Below are 15,402 nucleotides of genomic sequence, written 5' to 3' on the forward strand. Positions count from 1 at the left end.
GCGAAGGCGGGCGATCCAGTACACGCTGATTGTCAGTAGTTTACTGGATGCCCCGCCTACGCGGGGCATGACAGTGAAAGTGGCTTGCCCGTCGTTATTCTGGCAACGACCTAAACGTGCTGGCCGCCGTTGATGTGGATCTCGGCGCCGTTCACGTAGGAGCCGGTCTCCGTGCACAGCACGTAGATGATCTTGGCGACCTCGTCGGGCGTGCCGAGCCGCTGCAGCGGAATCTGCTCGACGATCTTCTCGGTGCCCGGTGACAGGATCGCGGTGTCGATCTCGCCGGGCGCGATGGCGTTGACGCGGATGCCGAGCCGGCCGAAATCGGCGGCCATCTCGCGGGTCAGCGCGGCGAGCGCCGCTTTCGACGTCGCGTAAGCCGTGCCGGCGAACGGATGCACGCGCGAGCCGGCGATCGAGGTCACGTTCACCACCGAACCCTTGGTGTGAGCGAGCTCCTCGACCAGTCCGCGCGCCAGCATGATCGGCGCAAAGAAGTTGACCTGAAACACGCGGTGCCAGTCGTCCACCGTGGTCTCGAGCGAACCGAGGCGTTTGCCGCCCTCCGCCTTCGGCGAGATCGCCGCGTTGTTCACGAGCGCATGCAACTCGTGGCCTTCGAGCCGCCGCTTGATTTCGTCGATTGCTTCTTCGGTGTTGGCGACGTTGCCGAGATCGACCTGGATGTGATCTTCGGGGCCGGCTTCCCACGGACAATTTTCCGGGAAGGGATGGCGCGAGCAGGTGATGACGCGCCAGCCCGCGGCGGAGAAACGTTTCACGGTTGCGTGGCCGATGCCGCGGCTTGCGCCGGTGAGGAGCAGCGTGCGGCGCGGTTGATTGCTGGCGGTCGTCGGCATTGGCCGTGCTCTTTCGAACGATTACAGAGTGGGAGTCAATGTCGTGCGGCCGGATGCTATCTCAAGGATAGAGCCGCGTCTTGCGCCAAGGTTTGTCGCCCGCATCGCGCGCAAACACGATCCTGTCATGCAGGCGGAACGGACGATCCTGCCAGAACTCGATCTGCTTCGGCACCACGCGATAGCCCGACCAATGCGGTGGCCGCGGTACCGGCGCGTCGCCGAATTTCGCGGTGTAGTCGGCAACCGCCTGTTCGAACACCTTGCGGCTCTCGAGCGGTTGCGACTGCAGGCTCGCCCATGCGCCGATCTGCGCGCCGCGCGGGCGGCTGGCGAAATAGGCGTCGGCCTCGGCCGGCGTCACCGTCTCGACGGCGCCGCGGACGCGGATCTGCCGGTTCAGCGACTTCCAGTAGAAGACGAGGGCGGCGGTCTTCGCCGCGCCCAACTCGCGCCCCTTTTGGCTGGTGGTGTTCGTGTAGAAAACGAATCCTTGGGCATCGACGCCCTTGAGAAGCACGATCCGGGCGTTCGGCAGGCCGTCGGAATCGATCGTCGCCACGGTCATGGCGGTCGGGTCGCGCGGCTCGGAGGCGGCGGCCTCCTTCAGCCAGGCGGAAAACAGCGCGAAAGGCTCTTCGGCCTGCGTGAAATCACCAGTCGTTAACCAACTTGGGTGTTCAATCGGTCCGGGTTGGGACATTCGGAGCACGCTTTCTTGGACGGTCTTGTCACCGGTATCGGCCGGCCGCGTCTTTATAGTCCAGCGGTGAGGTTGCGCCTATGGCGGTCGATGGCGCGTCGGGCGCCGCTCGCCGGCGTGCTGGCGCTCGGTTTCGCCTGCGGCGGTTGCAGCCTGTCGTGGCAGCTCGATACGCTGTTCGGCAAGGAGACGAGCGAGCCGGCCAACACCGCCTCGATCACCCCGCCGCCCGGCGCCAAGCCGGCCGAGGCGCTGCCGCCGGAACACGATCTCGTCTACACGCGCGCGGCGGCCCAGGAGGTGCTGACGCGCGGCGGCAAGGACACCAGCCTGCCGTGGGAAAACCCGAAGACCGGCGCGCGCGGAACCGTCACCCCGCTCGCCACCGCCTATACCCATAACGGCTCGACCTGCCGCGACTTCCTGGCGAGCTATGTGTTCTCCGGCATCGAATCCTGGCTGCAGGGCGAAGCCTGCAAGGAGAACCGCGGCCGCTGGGAAATCCGCAATATGAAGCCCTGGAAGCGGTCCTGAACCGCCTTTCCGGCCCGCTTTCGCGCCCGCCACGTTGCATCGCGCGCTCTGTCCCCCCACATTCACGGCAGTATGACGAGTCGCCGCGCGGGCGGCTCGTCGTGATTTCGTTCTGGGGCTTAACCGGAGAAGGCCTGAATGCGTGACCCCTACGACGTTCTGGGGGTGTCGAAGACTGCGAGCGAGGCCGAGGTCAAATCGGCCTATCGCAAGCTTGCGAAGAAGCTGCACCCGGACGCCAACAAGTCGGATCCGAAGGCGGCGTCGCGCTTTGCCGAACTGAATTCTGCCTACGAAATTCTCGGCGAAGGCGACAAGCGCAAGGCATTCGACCGCGGCGAGATCGATGCCGAAGGCAAGCCGCGCTTCCGCGGCTTCGAAGGCTTTGGCGCGCGGCCCGGTGCAGGCGCAGGCGCGGGCGGTCCGCACGACTCGCAGTTTGAATCCTTCACCTGGGGTCCGAGCGGGTTCCAGCGCGAACGCCACAGCTCAGGCGGTCCGGGCTTCGGCGGCGGCGCGTTCGAAGATGTGCTGCGCAGCATGTTCGGCGGCGCGCGTGGCGGCGCGGCTGGCGCGGGTCAGCGCGAGCATTTCGAGACCCAGGATTTCGGCGGTGCGCCGTCCGGGCAGGACGTCGCGGCCTCGGTCACCATCTCGCTCGACGAAGCGGCAAAGGGCGGCAGCCGCCGCGTGCATCTGCCGAACGGCAAGGATCTCGAAGTCAAGATTCCGGCGGGTCTGTCGAGCGGTCAGCAGATCAGGCTCAAGGGGCAGGGCATGCCGGGGCCGGGCGGCGCCGGCGACGTGCTGATCACCGTCACGGTGGCGAGGCATCCGTTCTTCACGGTCGACGGCGACGACCTGCGGCTCGATCTGCCGGTGACGCTCTATGAGGCCGTGCTTGGCGGCAAGGTGCGGGTGCCGACGCTCGACGGCGCGGTCGAGCTTGCGATCCCGCCGAAGACCAATGCGGGCCGTACATTCCGTCTCAAGGGCAAGGGGCTGAAGCGCAAGGGTGGCGCCAAGGCCGGCCACGGCGATCTGCTCGCCACCGTGCGCATCGTGCTGCCGGAGGGCGGCGACGACGCGCTGACCGAGCTGATGCAGAAGTGGCGCGACACCAAGCCTTACGATCCGCGCAAGGATCTGAAATAACGGATCGTAAGTAGACGCGCTTACAGCTTGCGCACGTCCGCCTTCTCGACCTGATCGTAGATCGCCCGCGTGATCTTCTCGAGCTTGGCGCGATCGGCCGGGCCGCTCACCACATAGGCGACATCCTTGTCGACCCAGTAGAACGCCGCGACATTGCCCTCGCCCTTGTAGTGCAGGGCGGAAGCCGGCGTCGTCGCCTTGGCGCAATACATCGTGAAGCGTTCGCCCGCCGCATTCTCGTACATGTAGAAGGCCGCGGCTCCGGTCGCGCCCGGCAGCAGCCGGCCGCCGACCAGCTTCAATCCGAAGTCCTGCAGGTCGGGCACCAGAAGCCGATAGCCGAGCCGCTTCGACAGCCAGGTGGTGATGTGCGGCTTCTCGTTGCCATTCACCTCGACCGCATGACGGACCTCGACGACGTAAAGCTTGTGCGCGTCGAGCGCCTCCATCGTCAGTGCGGCGATGCCGTTTCGCGAAGCCGCGGTCGCGCCATGCGCGAACCAGCCGGCGGTGCCGCCGATGACGAAAGCGCCGATGCAGGCCGCGGCGGCGATCGCGGTCCACGACCGGCCGCGCTGCAACAGGCGGTCCACCTTCAGCCGCTGCGGCACCGGCTCATCGCCGACCGATCCATAGCGGGCGCGGATCGCATCGGCCTGCGCGCGCCATGCCGTCACCAGCGCGGCGGCTTCCGCATGGGTCGATAGCCATGCGGTCACCGCGTCGATGCGGTCGGCCGGCAGTTCGCCGTCCACATAGGCGTGGAGTTCATCCTCGGTTACGGGTGAATTGTCGGGAGCCATTGTTCCACCTTCGCCTCATTTCACGCGGCGCAGCGCCGGGCGCTCGCCGTCGAGATAGGATTTGATCTGGCTGCGGGCACGCGCCAGACGCGACATCACGGTTCCGATCGGTACGCCCTGGACTTCGGCGACCTCGCGGTAGGACAACCCTTCGAGCACGACGAGCAGCAGCGCCGAGCGCTGCTCCTCGACCAGCGTGGCCAACGCCCGCTCGATGTCGCGGGCGCCTGATTCCGGCCCCGCCATGTCGGGCGCGTCGTTATCCTCGATCGGCGACAGGATCGGCCGCCGCGCCAGCGTGCGCAGGCGGTTGCGGTTGAGGTTGGTCAGGATGGTGTAGAGCCAGCTTCTGATGTCGCCGCCGTGGAACAGATGTTCCGAGCGCAGCGCGCGCACCAGGGTGTCCTGCACGAGATCGTCGGCAATGTCGGCATTGCGCGTCAGCGCCCGCGCGTAGCGGCGCAGCGCCGGGATCGTCGCCTCGACATTCTGACCAAAGCTCGGCATCGGCCTGTTTACCATCCAGCGCCGTCCGCCCTGTCACCGGGTTCCGCGGACGGAACAGCCTCGTTGTACGCTGAACAACACCGGGGCATTCACGTTATTCCCAAAAGCCCCCGTTAACCGGGGGTTTTCCGGCAGGCTTCGCTTGCTGGCCGCCCCGGCCCTATGCCATAGGGAGCGGCCGGATTCGATCCGGCACGGTGGAGAAAGTTAATGCCGGACTCGCCGGGATTGCTCAAAGGCAAGCGTGGCCTGATTCTCGGGGTTGCCAACCAGCGCTCGATCGCCTGGGGCATCGCCAGGGCGTGCCGCGAGCAGGGCGCCGAGCTTGCGCTGACCTATCAGAGCGACGCGCTGAAGAAGCGGGTCGAGCCGCTCGCGCAGGAGATCGGCGCCTCGATCCTCGGCCACTGCGATGTCACCGATCCCGCGACCATCGACGCGATTTTCGAGACCATCGGCAAGACCTGGGGCTCGCTCGACTTCCTCGTTCATGCGGTCGCCTTTTCCGACCGGGACCAGCTGACCGGCCGCTATGTCGATACCACGCAGGAGAATTTCAGCCGCACCCTGCTGGTGAGCTGCTACTCGCTCACCGCGGTGACGCAGCGCGCCGAAAAGCTGATGACCAACGGCGGCTCGATCCTCACGCTCAGCTATTACGGCGCCGAAAAATGGCTGCCGCATTACAACGTGATGGGCGTCGCCAAGGCGGCGCTCGAAGCGTCGGTCCGTTACATGGCGGCCGATCTCGGCGTGAAGAACATCCGCGTCAACGCGATCTCGTCGGGTCCGATCAAGACGCTCGCCGCCTCCGGCATCGGCGACTTCCGCTACATTTTGAAATGGAACGAGCACAACGCACCGCTGCGCCGCTCGGTCTCGATCGAAGAGGTCGGTTCCTCGGCGGTTTATCTGTTGTCCGACATGTCGCGCGGCGTGACCGGCGAGGTCCAGCATGTCGATGCCGGCTATCACATCGTCGGCATGAAGCATCCCGACGCGCCGGATATCGCGGTCAACGGCAATAACGGCGACTAGCAGGGCCGTTACCGCACGTCGCTGCCTTGCTTCAAGCAAAACGGCCGGACCTGAGGTCCGGCCGTTGCAGCGCCTGCGGGGCGCTCATTCCGTCGAAGGGAAATCAGGCAGCGATCTGGTAGATCACTTCCGACTTCTTCATCTTCTTGGCCTTGGCCTTCTTCTTCTTGGCGGCCGAGAGGTCCGAGGTCAGCTCGGACTTCTTCATCTTCTTGGCCTTGGCCTTCTTCTTCTTGGCGGCCGAGAGGTCCGAGGTCAGCTCGGACTTCTTCATCTTCTTGGCCTTGGCCTTCTTCTTCTTGGCGGCCGAGAGGTCGGAAGTCAGTTCGGACTTCTTCATCTTCTTGGCCTTGGCCTTTTTCTTCTTGGCAGCCGAGAGGTCGGAAGTCAGTTCGGACTTCTTCATCTTCTTGGCCTTGGCCTTCTTCTTCTTGGCGGCCGAGAGGTCGGAAGTCAGTTCGGACTTCTTCATCTTCTTGGCCTTGGCCTTCTTCTTCTTGGCAGCCGAGAGGTCCGAGGTCAGCTCGGACTTCTTTTCCATCTTCTTCTTGGCTTTCGCCTTCTTCTTTTTCGCGGCCGAAAGGTCGGTCTTCACGACGCCGTTGACGACCGGGGCCGAGGTGGCCGGCAGGGTCGTGAAGGCGAGGAAGCCGAGCGCCGCAGCGATCGCAGTGATCTTGAGCATGGTAAGCCCTCGTTGGATCCAATGAACCGGCAGGAACGACAGATCATCTGTCCGGTTGACGGCGACGGTTGCCCGGCCTTTCACCGCTCCTGTCAGAGCGGAATCCGGATACGGCAAGTTGCCGCACCCCGCAATGGTAAAAACGGAAATTCTCGTTATATTTCGGTGGCTTAACGCGCATTCAGCTATTCATTAACCGGCGTTCAGCGACCTGAATAAACGTTCAGGCGGCTGTGTCGGGGCGGGACCGTGGTGCCGCCTGAGCTCATGCCTTCCGGTCGGACGGGCTTTCGCCGCGGGTTATTTGACGGTATCCGGCGCGCGGGCTACCAGACGGACCAACAGCAGAACCTCCATGTCCTTCAATACTTTCGGCCAGCTTTTCCGGTTCACCAGCTTCGGCGAAAGCCACGGGCCCGCTATCGGCTGCGTGGTCGACGGCTGTCCGCCGCGCATCCCGCTGACCGTCGAGGACATCCAGCGCGATCTCGACCGGCGCCGCCCGGGACAGTCGCGCTTCACGACGCAGCGGCAGGAGCCCGATGCGGTGAAGATCCTGTCCGGGGTTTTCACCGACGAGGCGACCGGCCAGCAGGTGACGACCGGAACGCCGATCGCGTTGCTGATCGAGAATGTCGATCAGCGTTCGAAGGACTATTCGGACATCAAGGACAAGTACCGGCCCGGCCACGCCGGTTACACCTACGACATCAAATACGGCCTGCACGACTATCGTGGCGGCGGCCGTGCGTCGGCGCGCGAAACCGCGGCGCGCGTCGCGGCCGGCGCGGTGGCGCGCAAGGTGGTGCCGGGTCTCGTGGTGCGCGCCGCGCTCGTCCAGATGGGCCCGCACAAGATCGATCGCTCGCGCTGGGACTGGCGCGAGGTCGATCGCAATCCGTTTTTCTGCCCCGACGCCGAGCAGGCGAAATTCTTCGAAGGCTATCTCGACGGCGTGCGCAAGTCGGGCTCGTCGGTCGGCGCAGTGATCGAGGTGGTCGCGGATGGCGTGCCGCCTGGGCTCGGCGCCCCGGTCTACGGCAAGCTCGATGCGGATATCGCCTCGGCGCTGATGGGCATCAATGCGGTCAAGGGTGTCGAGATCGGCGACGGCTTCGCCACCGCCGCGATGAGCGGCGAGGACAATGCCGACGAGATGCGCAAACCTGATCCGACTCTGGGGAACGACGGCAAGCCGGTGTTCCTGTCGAATCATGCGGGCGGCATTCTCGGCGGCATTTCGACCGGCCAGTTGATCGTCGCGCGTTTTGCGGTGAAGCCGACCTCGTCGATCCTGACGCCCCGCCAGACGGTCGACAGCCACGGCAACGATACCGAGGTCATGACCAAGGGCCGCCATGACCCTTGCGTCGGAATTCGCGCGGTGCCGATCGGCGAGGCGATGCTGGCATGCGTGCTGGCCGATCACTATCTGCGTCACCGGGGCCAGGTCGGCGAACCGGCGGCCTGGCCGAAACCGGCCGTCTGAAACCGTTTTTCGAGGATCGTTGTCCCGTGTCCGACAGTCACAAGCGCGTCGATGCCGTCGTTGCCGCCTTCGCCCGCGGCGAAATGGTCGTGGTGACCGACGATGATGACCGTGAGAACGAGGGCGACCTGTTCGTCGCCGCCTCCGCCTGCACGCCGGAAAAGATGGCGTTCATCATTCGCCACACCTCCGGCATCGTCTGCGCGCCGGTGTCCGGCGATTACGCGCGCCGGCTGCATCTCGACCCGATGGTCGCCCATAACGACGCGCCGCTCGGCACCGCCTTCACGGTGTCGGTCGACGTCAAGCACGGCCTCACCACCGGCATTTCGGCGGAAGAGCGCAGCAATACCGTGCGCGCGATGGCCAACCACAACGCCGGTCCGGGCGACTTCGTGCGGCCGGGCCATGTGTTTCCGCTGATTGCGCGGCAGGGCGGGGTGCTGATGCGCACCGGCCATACCGAGGCTTGCGTCGACCTGTGCCGGCTGGCCGGTCTCGAGCCGGTCGGCGTACTGGCGGAACTGATGAACGAGAACGGCACCGTGATGCGCGGGCCGGAAGTTTCGAAGTTCGCCGCGGACCACAAGCTGCAGCAATTATCGATCGCGGATCTGATCGCCTACCGTCAGGCGCGCGAGAAGCTCGTCGAGCGCGTCGGCGAGTTCACGCTGGCCTCGGATATCGGACAACTCAACGGCTATGCCTATGTGACGCCGTTCGACAAGGTGCACCACATGGCCTTCGTCTACGGCCGCGTCGGCGACGGCGAGAATGTGCTCGCCCGGTTGCACCGCGCCGACGTGATCGGCGATGTGTTCGGCGGCGCTCACACCATTCGCGCGGCGCTGCAACGCTTCAAGACCGACGGCCGCGGCGTCATCATTTATCTGCGTGATGGCACCGCCGGTGTCCCTGTCGCCGAAATTCCGCAGGAAGGCGCAACCGGTACCGAACAGGCGCGCACACAGCAGTGGCGCGAGATCGGCGTCGGTGCGCAGATTCTGAAGGACCTCGGCATTTCCTCGATCCGGCTTTTGACCACAAGCCGCCGTACTTATGTCGGTCTTGGTGGCTTCGGCATCGAAATTACCTCCCACGAGACGCTGGATAGCTGACAGCCCGGCCTTCCGCCCGCCACACCGGCATGCCACCATTTGCGGATGGAGGCGGCCATGCTTCGGCGCGGTTTTGCTCTCGTCGGACTTTCCGTTCTGGCCGTTCTCGGTTGCGCCGCCGGATTTGCCGCGCCGATCCCCCAGCTTTTTGCAGACAAGCGTCCGAGCGCGGTGCCTGTCGACGTCGAATTGGTGCTCGCCGTCGACATTTCGTTTTCGATGGACCCGGAAGAGCAGGCGCTGCAGCGCGACGGCTATGTCCAGGCGCTGCGGTCGCGCGAATTCCTGCGGGCGCTGCGCGAAGGGCCGAACGGCAAGATCGCCATCACTTACGTCGAATGGGCCGGCGAGCATCAGCAGCAGATTGTGATGCCGTGGCGATTGATCGACGGGCCGGAAAGTGCCGACGCGGTCGCCGGTGAACTCGCGATGGCGCCGATCCGCCGCGCGACGCGGACCTCGATTTCCGGTGCGCTCCGCTTCTCCAAGCCGCTGTTCGACGCGAGCGGCTTTCGCGGACTGCGCCGCGTGATCGACGTATCGGGCGACGGGGCCAACAACAGCGGCCCGTTGGTCGCGCCGATGCGCGACGAGGTGGTGGCCGCCGGTATCACCATCAACGGCCTGCCGATCATGCTGAAGCGGCCGAACCCGAACACGATGGATATCGACATCCTCGACATCTACTACGAGGACTGCGTGATCGGCGGGCCCGGCGCCTTCGTCATCCCGATCCGCGAGCGCGAGAAATTCACCGAGGCGACCCGCACCAAGCTGGTGCTGGAGATTGCCGGCCGCGAACCGGAAGCCAAAGTGATTCCGGCAAGATCCGACAAGCCGCGGGTGTCCTGCACCGTCGGCGAGCGGCTGTGGCAGGAGCGGTGGGGCGGAGGCGGCTACGGGCTGCCCTAGTTCTTCGCAAAAACGCCGACGATCTCGATATGCGGCGAGTAGCGGAACTGGTCGACCGGTGTCACGCTTTTCAGCCGATAACCGCCGTCGACGAGAATGCGGGCGTCGCGCGCGAAGGTCATGCGGTCGCATGACACGGCAACGATGCTCGGCACTGTGCTGCGGGCCAGTTCGCGCGCCTGCGCCTCGGCGCCCTGACGCGGCGGATCGAACACCACGGCGTCGAAGCCCTTCAACTCGCTTGCGACGAAGGGCCGGCGGAACAAGTCGCGGGCGGCGGCTTCAAGCGGCTTCAATCCGCCGGTGTTCGTCGCGGCGGCTTTCAGCGCGGCGATCGCGTTAGCGTCGCTGTCGGCCGCGGTGACGCGGGCCTTTTCGGCAAGCTGCAGCGCGAAGGGGCCGACGCCGCAGAACAGGTCCGCGATTTTCCTGGCGCGGCCGGCGCCCTCGCGCACAAGCTCGGCGAGCACCGCTTCCGCCGTGGCAGTCGCCTGCAGAAATACGCCAGGCGGCAGCGTCACGGTGGCCGGGCCGACCTTGAGCGTCGGCGGTGCGCGCTGGATCACGAGTTCGCCGTGCCGCGTGATGCGGGCGAGGCGATGTTTGTTTGCGATTGCGGCCAGCGCCGTGCGCCGCGCCATATCGAGCGGACCGGAGCCGCGGACGTCGATATCGAGGCCGTTTTCCGTTGTCGTGGCCTGGATGTCGAGCGGCTTGCGGGCCGGCGCGATCACCTCCGCGATGGCCCATGCGGCGTTGATGATGCCATTGAGACCGGGCGCGAGAATGGGGCACTCGTCGATCGCGACGACATGATGGGCGCGCGGCGCGGCAAAGCCGACCTCGAGAATGTCGTGCGCGCCCCGCCTTGCATGCAACGTCGCCCGCCGCCGGCCCTCGCCATGCGCGTCGAGCGTTTCGGCGACCGGCGCGTCGAGGCCGGTCGAGCGCAGCGCTTCGATGACGAGATCGCGCTTCCACGCGAGTTGCCGGTCGAGCGCCCAGTGCTGCAAGGCGCAGCCGCCGCAGATCCCGAAATGCTTGCAGACCGGCACGACGCGCTCGGGGCTTGCCGTGTCCACGGCGAGGAGATGTCGGCGGTCCGGGTGGCCGGCGACCGGCTCCACCGTCACCGTCTCGCCCGGCAAGGCATAGGGGACGAACGACGGCCCGTCCGATGTGTCGGCAATGCCGTCGCCGCGCTGGCCGAGGCGGGAGATGACGAGACGTTCGGTCATCCCCCGGCTTACCACGAACCGCGGCGATGCGGAGTTCTCGCGAGGGGCATGATCTTGTCCGAGAACCGGATCCCACTTTTCGGGATCATGCCCTAGTGCGGCACCGGGGCGTGAGGCGCGGCCGGCATGACGCCACGCTGCGTCAGCACGGCAAAGCGCCAAACCAGCAGCACGGCATAAAGCAGCAGGCCGATGGTGAAGCCGGCCCAGACGCCGGCAACGCCGTAGCCGGCATGGAATGCCAGCGCGTAACAGCAGGTGAAGCCGACCACCCAGAAACTCGCCGCGGCAAACAGCATTGGCAGGCGGGTATCGTTAAGGCCCCGCAGTGCGCCGTTCGCCACCGTCTGGATGCCATCGGCGATGAAGAAGGTCGCGCCGAACACCAGCAGCGTCGCGACCAGCGCGGCGGTCGCCTCGCTTGCCGCGTCGCTCGCGTTCAGAAACGCCCAGGGGATCGCGTGCCGGCACGCGATGATGACGACCACCATGGCAGCCATGAAAACGGTGCCGAGCGCGATCGCCGCGATGCCGGCGCTGCGTACACCGTCACGGTCGACGCGGCCGACCGCGTGGCCGACGCGCACGGTCGCCGCCATCGAGATGCCGAACGGCACCATGAAAACGATGGCCGCGGTTTGCAGTGCGATCTGGTGCGCGGCAAGCTCCACCGTGCCGATCCATCCGACCATGATCGCGGCGCTGGCGAACAGGCCGTATTCCAGCAGGAACGAGCCGGAGATCGGCAGACCGACGACAATCAGTTTCCACATCAGCGGCCAGTCGGCGCGCCAGAGGCGGCCGAGTACGCGATATTTACGGAACGGCCGCTGCCGGTAGCAGACCCAGACGCAGGCGACGCACATGCCGAGATTGACCAGCGTCGTCGCGATGCCGGCGCCGAGCAGTTCGAGCTGCGGCAGGCCGAAAGCGCCGAAGATCAGCGCATAGGCGAGCAGCGCATTGGCCGGGATGGCGGCGAGCGTGATCCACAGTGCGGGCTCCGGCCGGTTGACCGCGCCCATGAAGCCGCGCATCGCGATGAACCACCAGCCGGGGATCAGGCTGAAGCCAAGCCCCAACAGATACTGGCCGGCAAGATGCGCGGTCGCGGAATCCTGCCCGAGCATGAGCAGCAGTCCTTCGCCGTGCCATTGCACGGCTGTCATCGGAACGCCGAGCAGCACCGAAATCCACAGGCCGACGCGCAACGCGCGGCGCACCATGCGCGGTTCACGCGCGCCGAAGGCCTGCGCGGCGAGCGGCGCGACAGCGGACACGAGGCCCATGCCGAGGACGAATACGGCGAACAGCACGATCTGTGCGAGCGCGGACGCGGCGACCGCCTGGCCGCCGAGCCGGCCGACCAGCACCAGGTCGCTCGTCATCATCGCGATCTGGCCAACCTGCGTCAGCGCGATCGGCAGTGCGAGACGGATCGTCTCGGCCGCCTCGCGGCGCCAGAAGGCTGCGCCGGCCGGTGGCGAAAGGCCGGCCGCGATGGGGGATTCAGCATGGGACATGCGCGCGAGTTCTAGAGGTGATTGCGGCGAACGGAAGGCTGCCTGCCGTCGCAGGCAGCGGTTTGCCGGCAAGTGTTGCGCGGCCGCCTCCATCATCGGAAGCGATGAAGTTGATCGCTTCGATTGATGCGTCAGCTCGCGTGCGCCGCACCGAGCAGGAATTCACGGTTGCCGTCCCCGCCCTCGATCGGCGAGGAGACGACGCCGTGCACGGTCCAGCCGAGACCGGTCACGAAGGCAGCGATGTCGTCGCAGACGGCGGCGTGGATCGCGGCATCGCGCACCACGCCTTTCTTGACCGCATCGCGGCCGGCCTCGAACTGCGGCTTGATGAGCGCGACAAGCTGTGCGTCCCGTTCGGCGAACTTGAGTGCCGGCGGCAGCGCGAGTTTTAATGAGATAAAGCTGACGTCGATGACGACAAGTCGCGGCGGCTCAGGGAAAGCCTCGGCGTCGAGCGACCGGATGTCGGTCGTCTCCATCACAACGAGCTTGTCATGACCTCGCAGGCTGGCGTGGAGCTGAGCGGTGCCGATATCGACGGCATAGATACGCGCCGCGCCGCGTTCCAGCAGGACTTGGCTGAAGCCGCCGGTCGAGGCGCCGACATCGAGACAGATACGATCCGCGGGATCGAAACCGAAATGGTCGAGCGCCGCGGCGAGCTTCACGCCGCCGCGCGACACATAAGGGTGCGCGGGCGTCGCGTCGATCGTCGCGTCGATAGGGATTTCATCGGAGGCCTTGCGCACCGGCTTGCCGTCGGCGCTGACCAGTCCTGCAGCGATGGCCGCCTGCGCCCTGGCGCGGCTGTCGAACAGTCCGCGCTCGACCAGCAAGCGGTCGGCGCGTCGGCGGGTTGTCATGGGTCTCGGCTCGTTTCGATCAGGCGAGCTTTACGGTCCCGGCGGCGACGTTCTTGCCAAGCGCTTCGAATACCTTGGCGACAATGGACTTGGCGTCGAGCCCGGCCTTGGCATACATCGCGTTCGGCGAGTCCTGGTCGATGAAGACGTCCGGCAGCACCATCGCGCGGAACTTGAGGCCGCGGTCGAATACGCCGTGCTCGGCAAGCGTCTGCATGACATAAGCGCCGAAGCCGCCGACCGAGCCTTCCTCGATGGTGATCAGAACTTCGTGGTCGCGGGCGAGGCGCAACACCAGATCGGTGTCGAGCGGCTTGGCGAAACGGGCGTCCGCCACGGTCGCCGAAAGGCCGAAAGCGGCCAGCTCATCGGCGGCCTTGAGACACTCGGCGAGCCGGGTGCCGTAGGACAGGAGCGCGATCTTGCCGCCTTCGCGGACGATGCGGCCCTTGCCGATCTCGAGCGGTACGCCTTCTTCCGGCATGGTGACGCCGACGCCTTCGCCGCGCGGATAGCGCAGCGCGGAAGGCCGGTCGTCGATCGCAACCTGCGTCGCGACCATGTGGACGAGTTCGGCTTCGTCGGCCGCCGCCATCAGGACGAAGCCGGGCAGGCAGCCGAGATAGGCGACATCGAACGCGCCGGCATGGGTCGGGCCGTCGGCGCCGACGAGGCCGGCGCGATCGAGCGCGAAACGCACCGGCAGCTGCTGGATCGCGACGTCGTGGACGACCTGATCGTAGCCGCGCTGGAGGAAAGTCGAGTAGATCGTCGCAAACGGCTTGAAGCCCTCAGTCGCGAGGCCGGCGGCGAAGGTGACGGCGTGCTGCTCGGCGATGCCGACATCGAAGCAGCGCGCGGGAAACGCCTCCGCGAACAGGTCGAGCCCGGTGCCGGACGGCATCGCCGCGGTGACCGCGACGATCTTGTCGTCCTTGCGCGCCTCCTTGATGAGGCTCTGCGCGAAGATCTTGGTGTATTGGGGCGCGTTGGACTTCGACTTCTGCTGAGCGCCCGTCGCGACGTCGAACTTGACGACGCCGTGATACTTGTCGGCGGAGGTTTCCGCCGGCGCGTAGCCCTTGCCTTTCTGCGTGACGACGTGGACGAGGATCGGCCCAATGTCCGCGTCGCGGACGTTGCGCAACACCGGCAGCAGATGATCGAGGTTATGGCCGTCGATCGGGCCGCAATAGTGGAAGCCGAGTTCCTCGAACAGGGTGCCGCCCATGACGTAGCCGCGGGCATGCTCGACGGCGCGGGTGATGGCGCGGTCGAGGGCTTTCGGCAGACGCTCGGCGAGCTGCTTGCCGACGTCGCGCAGCTTCAGGAAGGTGCGCCCCGAGCCGAGCCGCGAGAGATAGGCCGACATCGCGCCGACCGGCGGAGCGATCGACATATCGTTGTCGTTGAGGATGACGATCAGGCGTTCGTTGCGCGCGCCGGCATTGTTCATGGCCTCGTACGCCATGCCGGCCGACATCGCACCGTCGCCGATCACGCAGACGACGTTGTTGTTGCGGCCGGCGAGGTCGCGCGCCACCGCCATGCCGAGGCCGGCGGAAATCGAGGTCGAGGAATGCGCAGCGCCGAACGGGTCGTATTCGCTCTCCGCGCGTTTGGTGAAACCGGACAGGCCGCCACCCTGACGCAGCGTGCGGATGCGGTCGCGCCGGCCGGTCAGGATCTTGTGCGGATAGCTCTGATGGCCGACATCCCAGATCAGCCGGTCGTCGGGCGTGTCGAAGACATAATGGAGCGCAATGGTGAGCTCCACCACGCCGAGCCCCGCCCCGAGATGGCCGCCGGTCTTTGCCACCGCGTTGATCGTCTCCCGCCGCAGTTCTTCGGCGAGCTTCGGCAGCGCGGAATCCGGCAGCTTGCGCAGATCGGCCGGCGTGTGAACGCCATCGAGCAGGGGGGTATCGCTGGGCTCAGACACCACGGCTCCGAGGTGGGATAAAGGGG

General features: G+C 66.1%; 15 protein-coding genes. 6 read left to right on the forward strand and 9 right to left on the reverse strand.

Translation table 11 applies throughout. The features are described 5' to 3' along the window. Window positions 1-110: 110 nt before the first annotated feature. A complete protein-coding gene (locus AB7F10_RS06340; RefSeq protein ID WP_428559533.1) occupies window positions 111-863 on the reverse strand; it encodes an SDR family NAD(P)-dependent oxidoreductase in 753 nt (250 codons plus the stop codon). Window positions 864-924: 61 nt separating this feature from the next. Continuing rightward, the gene (gene pdxH, locus AB7F10_RS06345; protein WP_428559531.1) at window positions 925-1,566 is read right to left on the reverse strand and encodes a pyridoxamine 5'-phosphate oxidase; all 642 of its coding nucleotides are present in this window, start codon (window positions 1,564-1,566) and stop codon (window positions 925-927) included. Between the two features lie 90 nt (window positions 1,567-1,656). Here pdxH and AB7F10_RS06350 point away from each other — a divergent pair, with 90 nt between their 5' ends. Both AB7F10_RS06350 and AB7F10_RS06355 read left to right on the forward strand, forming a co-directional pair. Next, window positions 1,657-2,100, forward strand: a complete 444-nt coding sequence (locus AB7F10_RS06350) for an RT0821/Lpp0805 family surface protein (RefSeq protein WP_428559529.1) — start codon at window positions 1,657-1,659, stop codon at window positions 2,098-2,100. Between the two features lie 138 nt (window positions 2,101-2,238). Then, window positions 2,239-3,255: a DnaJ C-terminal domain-containing protein gene (locus tag AB7F10_RS06355; protein ID WP_428559527.1), complete on the forward strand. Its 1,017-nt coding sequence runs from the start codon at window positions 2,239-2,241 to the stop codon at window positions 3,253-3,255. A 20-nt stretch (window positions 3,256-3,275) separates the two neighbouring features. Here the strand turns inward: AB7F10_RS06355 and AB7F10_RS06360 are convergent, their stop codons facing one another. After that, entirely contained in the window at window positions 3,276-4,058 is a 783-nt protein-coding gene (locus AB7F10_RS06360; RefSeq protein WP_428559525.1) for an anti-sigma factor family protein, read from the reverse strand. A gap of 15 nt (window positions 4,059-4,073) precedes the next feature. Next, window positions 4,074-4,565: a sigma-70 family RNA polymerase sigma factor gene (locus AB7F10_RS06365; RefSeq protein WP_428559523.1), complete on the reverse strand. Its 492-nt coding sequence runs from the start codon at window positions 4,563-4,565 to the stop codon at window positions 4,074-4,076. Window positions 4,566-4,775: 210 nt separating this feature from the next. Here AB7F10_RS06365 and fabI point away from each other — a divergent pair, with 210 nt between their 5' ends. Then, entirely contained in the window at window positions 4,776-5,603 is an 828-nt protein-coding gene (fabI, locus tag AB7F10_RS06370) for an enoyl-ACP reductase FabI (protein WP_428559521.1), read from the forward strand. A gap of 103 nt (window positions 5,604-5,706) precedes the next feature. On the opposite strand, the gene AB7F10_RS06375 is transcribed toward fabI, so the two are convergent. Further along, window positions 5,707-6,288, reverse strand: a complete 582-nt coding sequence (locus AB7F10_RS06375) for a hypothetical protein (protein WP_428559519.1) — start codon at window positions 6,286-6,288, stop codon at window positions 5,707-5,709. A gap of 355 nt (window positions 6,289-6,643) precedes the next feature. On the opposite strand from AB7F10_RS06375, the gene aroC reads away from it, so the two are divergent. From aroC to AB7F10_RS06390, 3 genes are read left to right on the forward strand one after another with little or no spacing between them, the layout of a single operon-like run. Then, on the forward strand, window positions 6,644-7,777 hold the full coding sequence (gene aroC, locus AB7F10_RS06380; RefSeq protein ID WP_428559517.1) for a chorismate synthase: 1,134 nt from the start codon (window positions 6,644-6,646) through the stop codon (window positions 7,775-7,777). After that, window positions 7,699-8,895, forward strand: coding sequence for a 3,4-dihydroxy-2-butanone-4-phosphate synthase (ribB, locus tag AB7F10_RS06385; RefSeq protein WP_428559515.1), 1,197 nt, complete (start codon window positions 7,699-7,701; stop codon window positions 8,893-8,895). Before aroC ends, ribB begins: the two co-directional genes overlap by 79 nt. A 57-nt stretch (window positions 8,896-8,952) precedes the next feature. Continuing rightward, entirely contained in the window at window positions 8,953-9,807 is an 855-nt protein-coding gene (locus AB7F10_RS06390) for a DUF1194 domain-containing protein (RefSeq protein ID WP_428559513.1), read from the forward strand. On the opposite strand, the gene AB7F10_RS06395 is transcribed toward AB7F10_RS06390, so the two are convergent. The 4 genes from AB7F10_RS06395 to dxs form a co-directional block, all read right to left on the reverse strand. Next, a complete protein-coding gene (locus AB7F10_RS06395; RefSeq protein ID WP_428559511.1) occupies window positions 9,804-11,045 on the reverse strand; it encodes a class I SAM-dependent RNA methyltransferase in 1,242 nt (413 codons plus the stop codon). The two genes, AB7F10_RS06390 and AB7F10_RS06395, sit on opposite strands and share 4 nt — an antisense overlap. 92 nt (window positions 11,046-11,137) lie before the next feature. Further along, window positions 11,138-12,568: an MATE family efflux transporter gene (locus AB7F10_RS06400; protein WP_428559509.1), complete on the reverse strand. Its 1,431-nt coding sequence runs from the start codon at window positions 12,566-12,568 to the stop codon at window positions 11,138-11,140. A 131-nt stretch (window positions 12,569-12,699) separates the two neighbouring features. Continuing rightward, window positions 12,700-13,434, reverse strand: coding sequence for a TlyA family RNA methyltransferase (locus AB7F10_RS06405; RefSeq protein ID WP_428559506.1), 735 nt, complete (start codon window positions 13,432-13,434; stop codon window positions 12,700-12,702). Between the two features lie 19 nt (window positions 13,435-13,453). Next, on the reverse strand, window positions 13,454-15,376 hold the full coding sequence (dxs, locus tag AB7F10_RS06410) for a 1-deoxy-D-xylulose-5-phosphate synthase (RefSeq protein ID WP_428559504.1): 1,923 nt from the start codon (window positions 15,374-15,376) through the stop codon (window positions 13,454-13,456). Window positions 15,377-15,402: the final 26 nt, after the last annotated feature.

It is taken from the genome of Pseudolabrys sp., from assembly GCF_050250095.1.
GTDB lineage: Bacteria > Pseudomonadota > Alphaproteobacteria > Rhizobiales > Xanthobacteraceae > Pseudolabrys.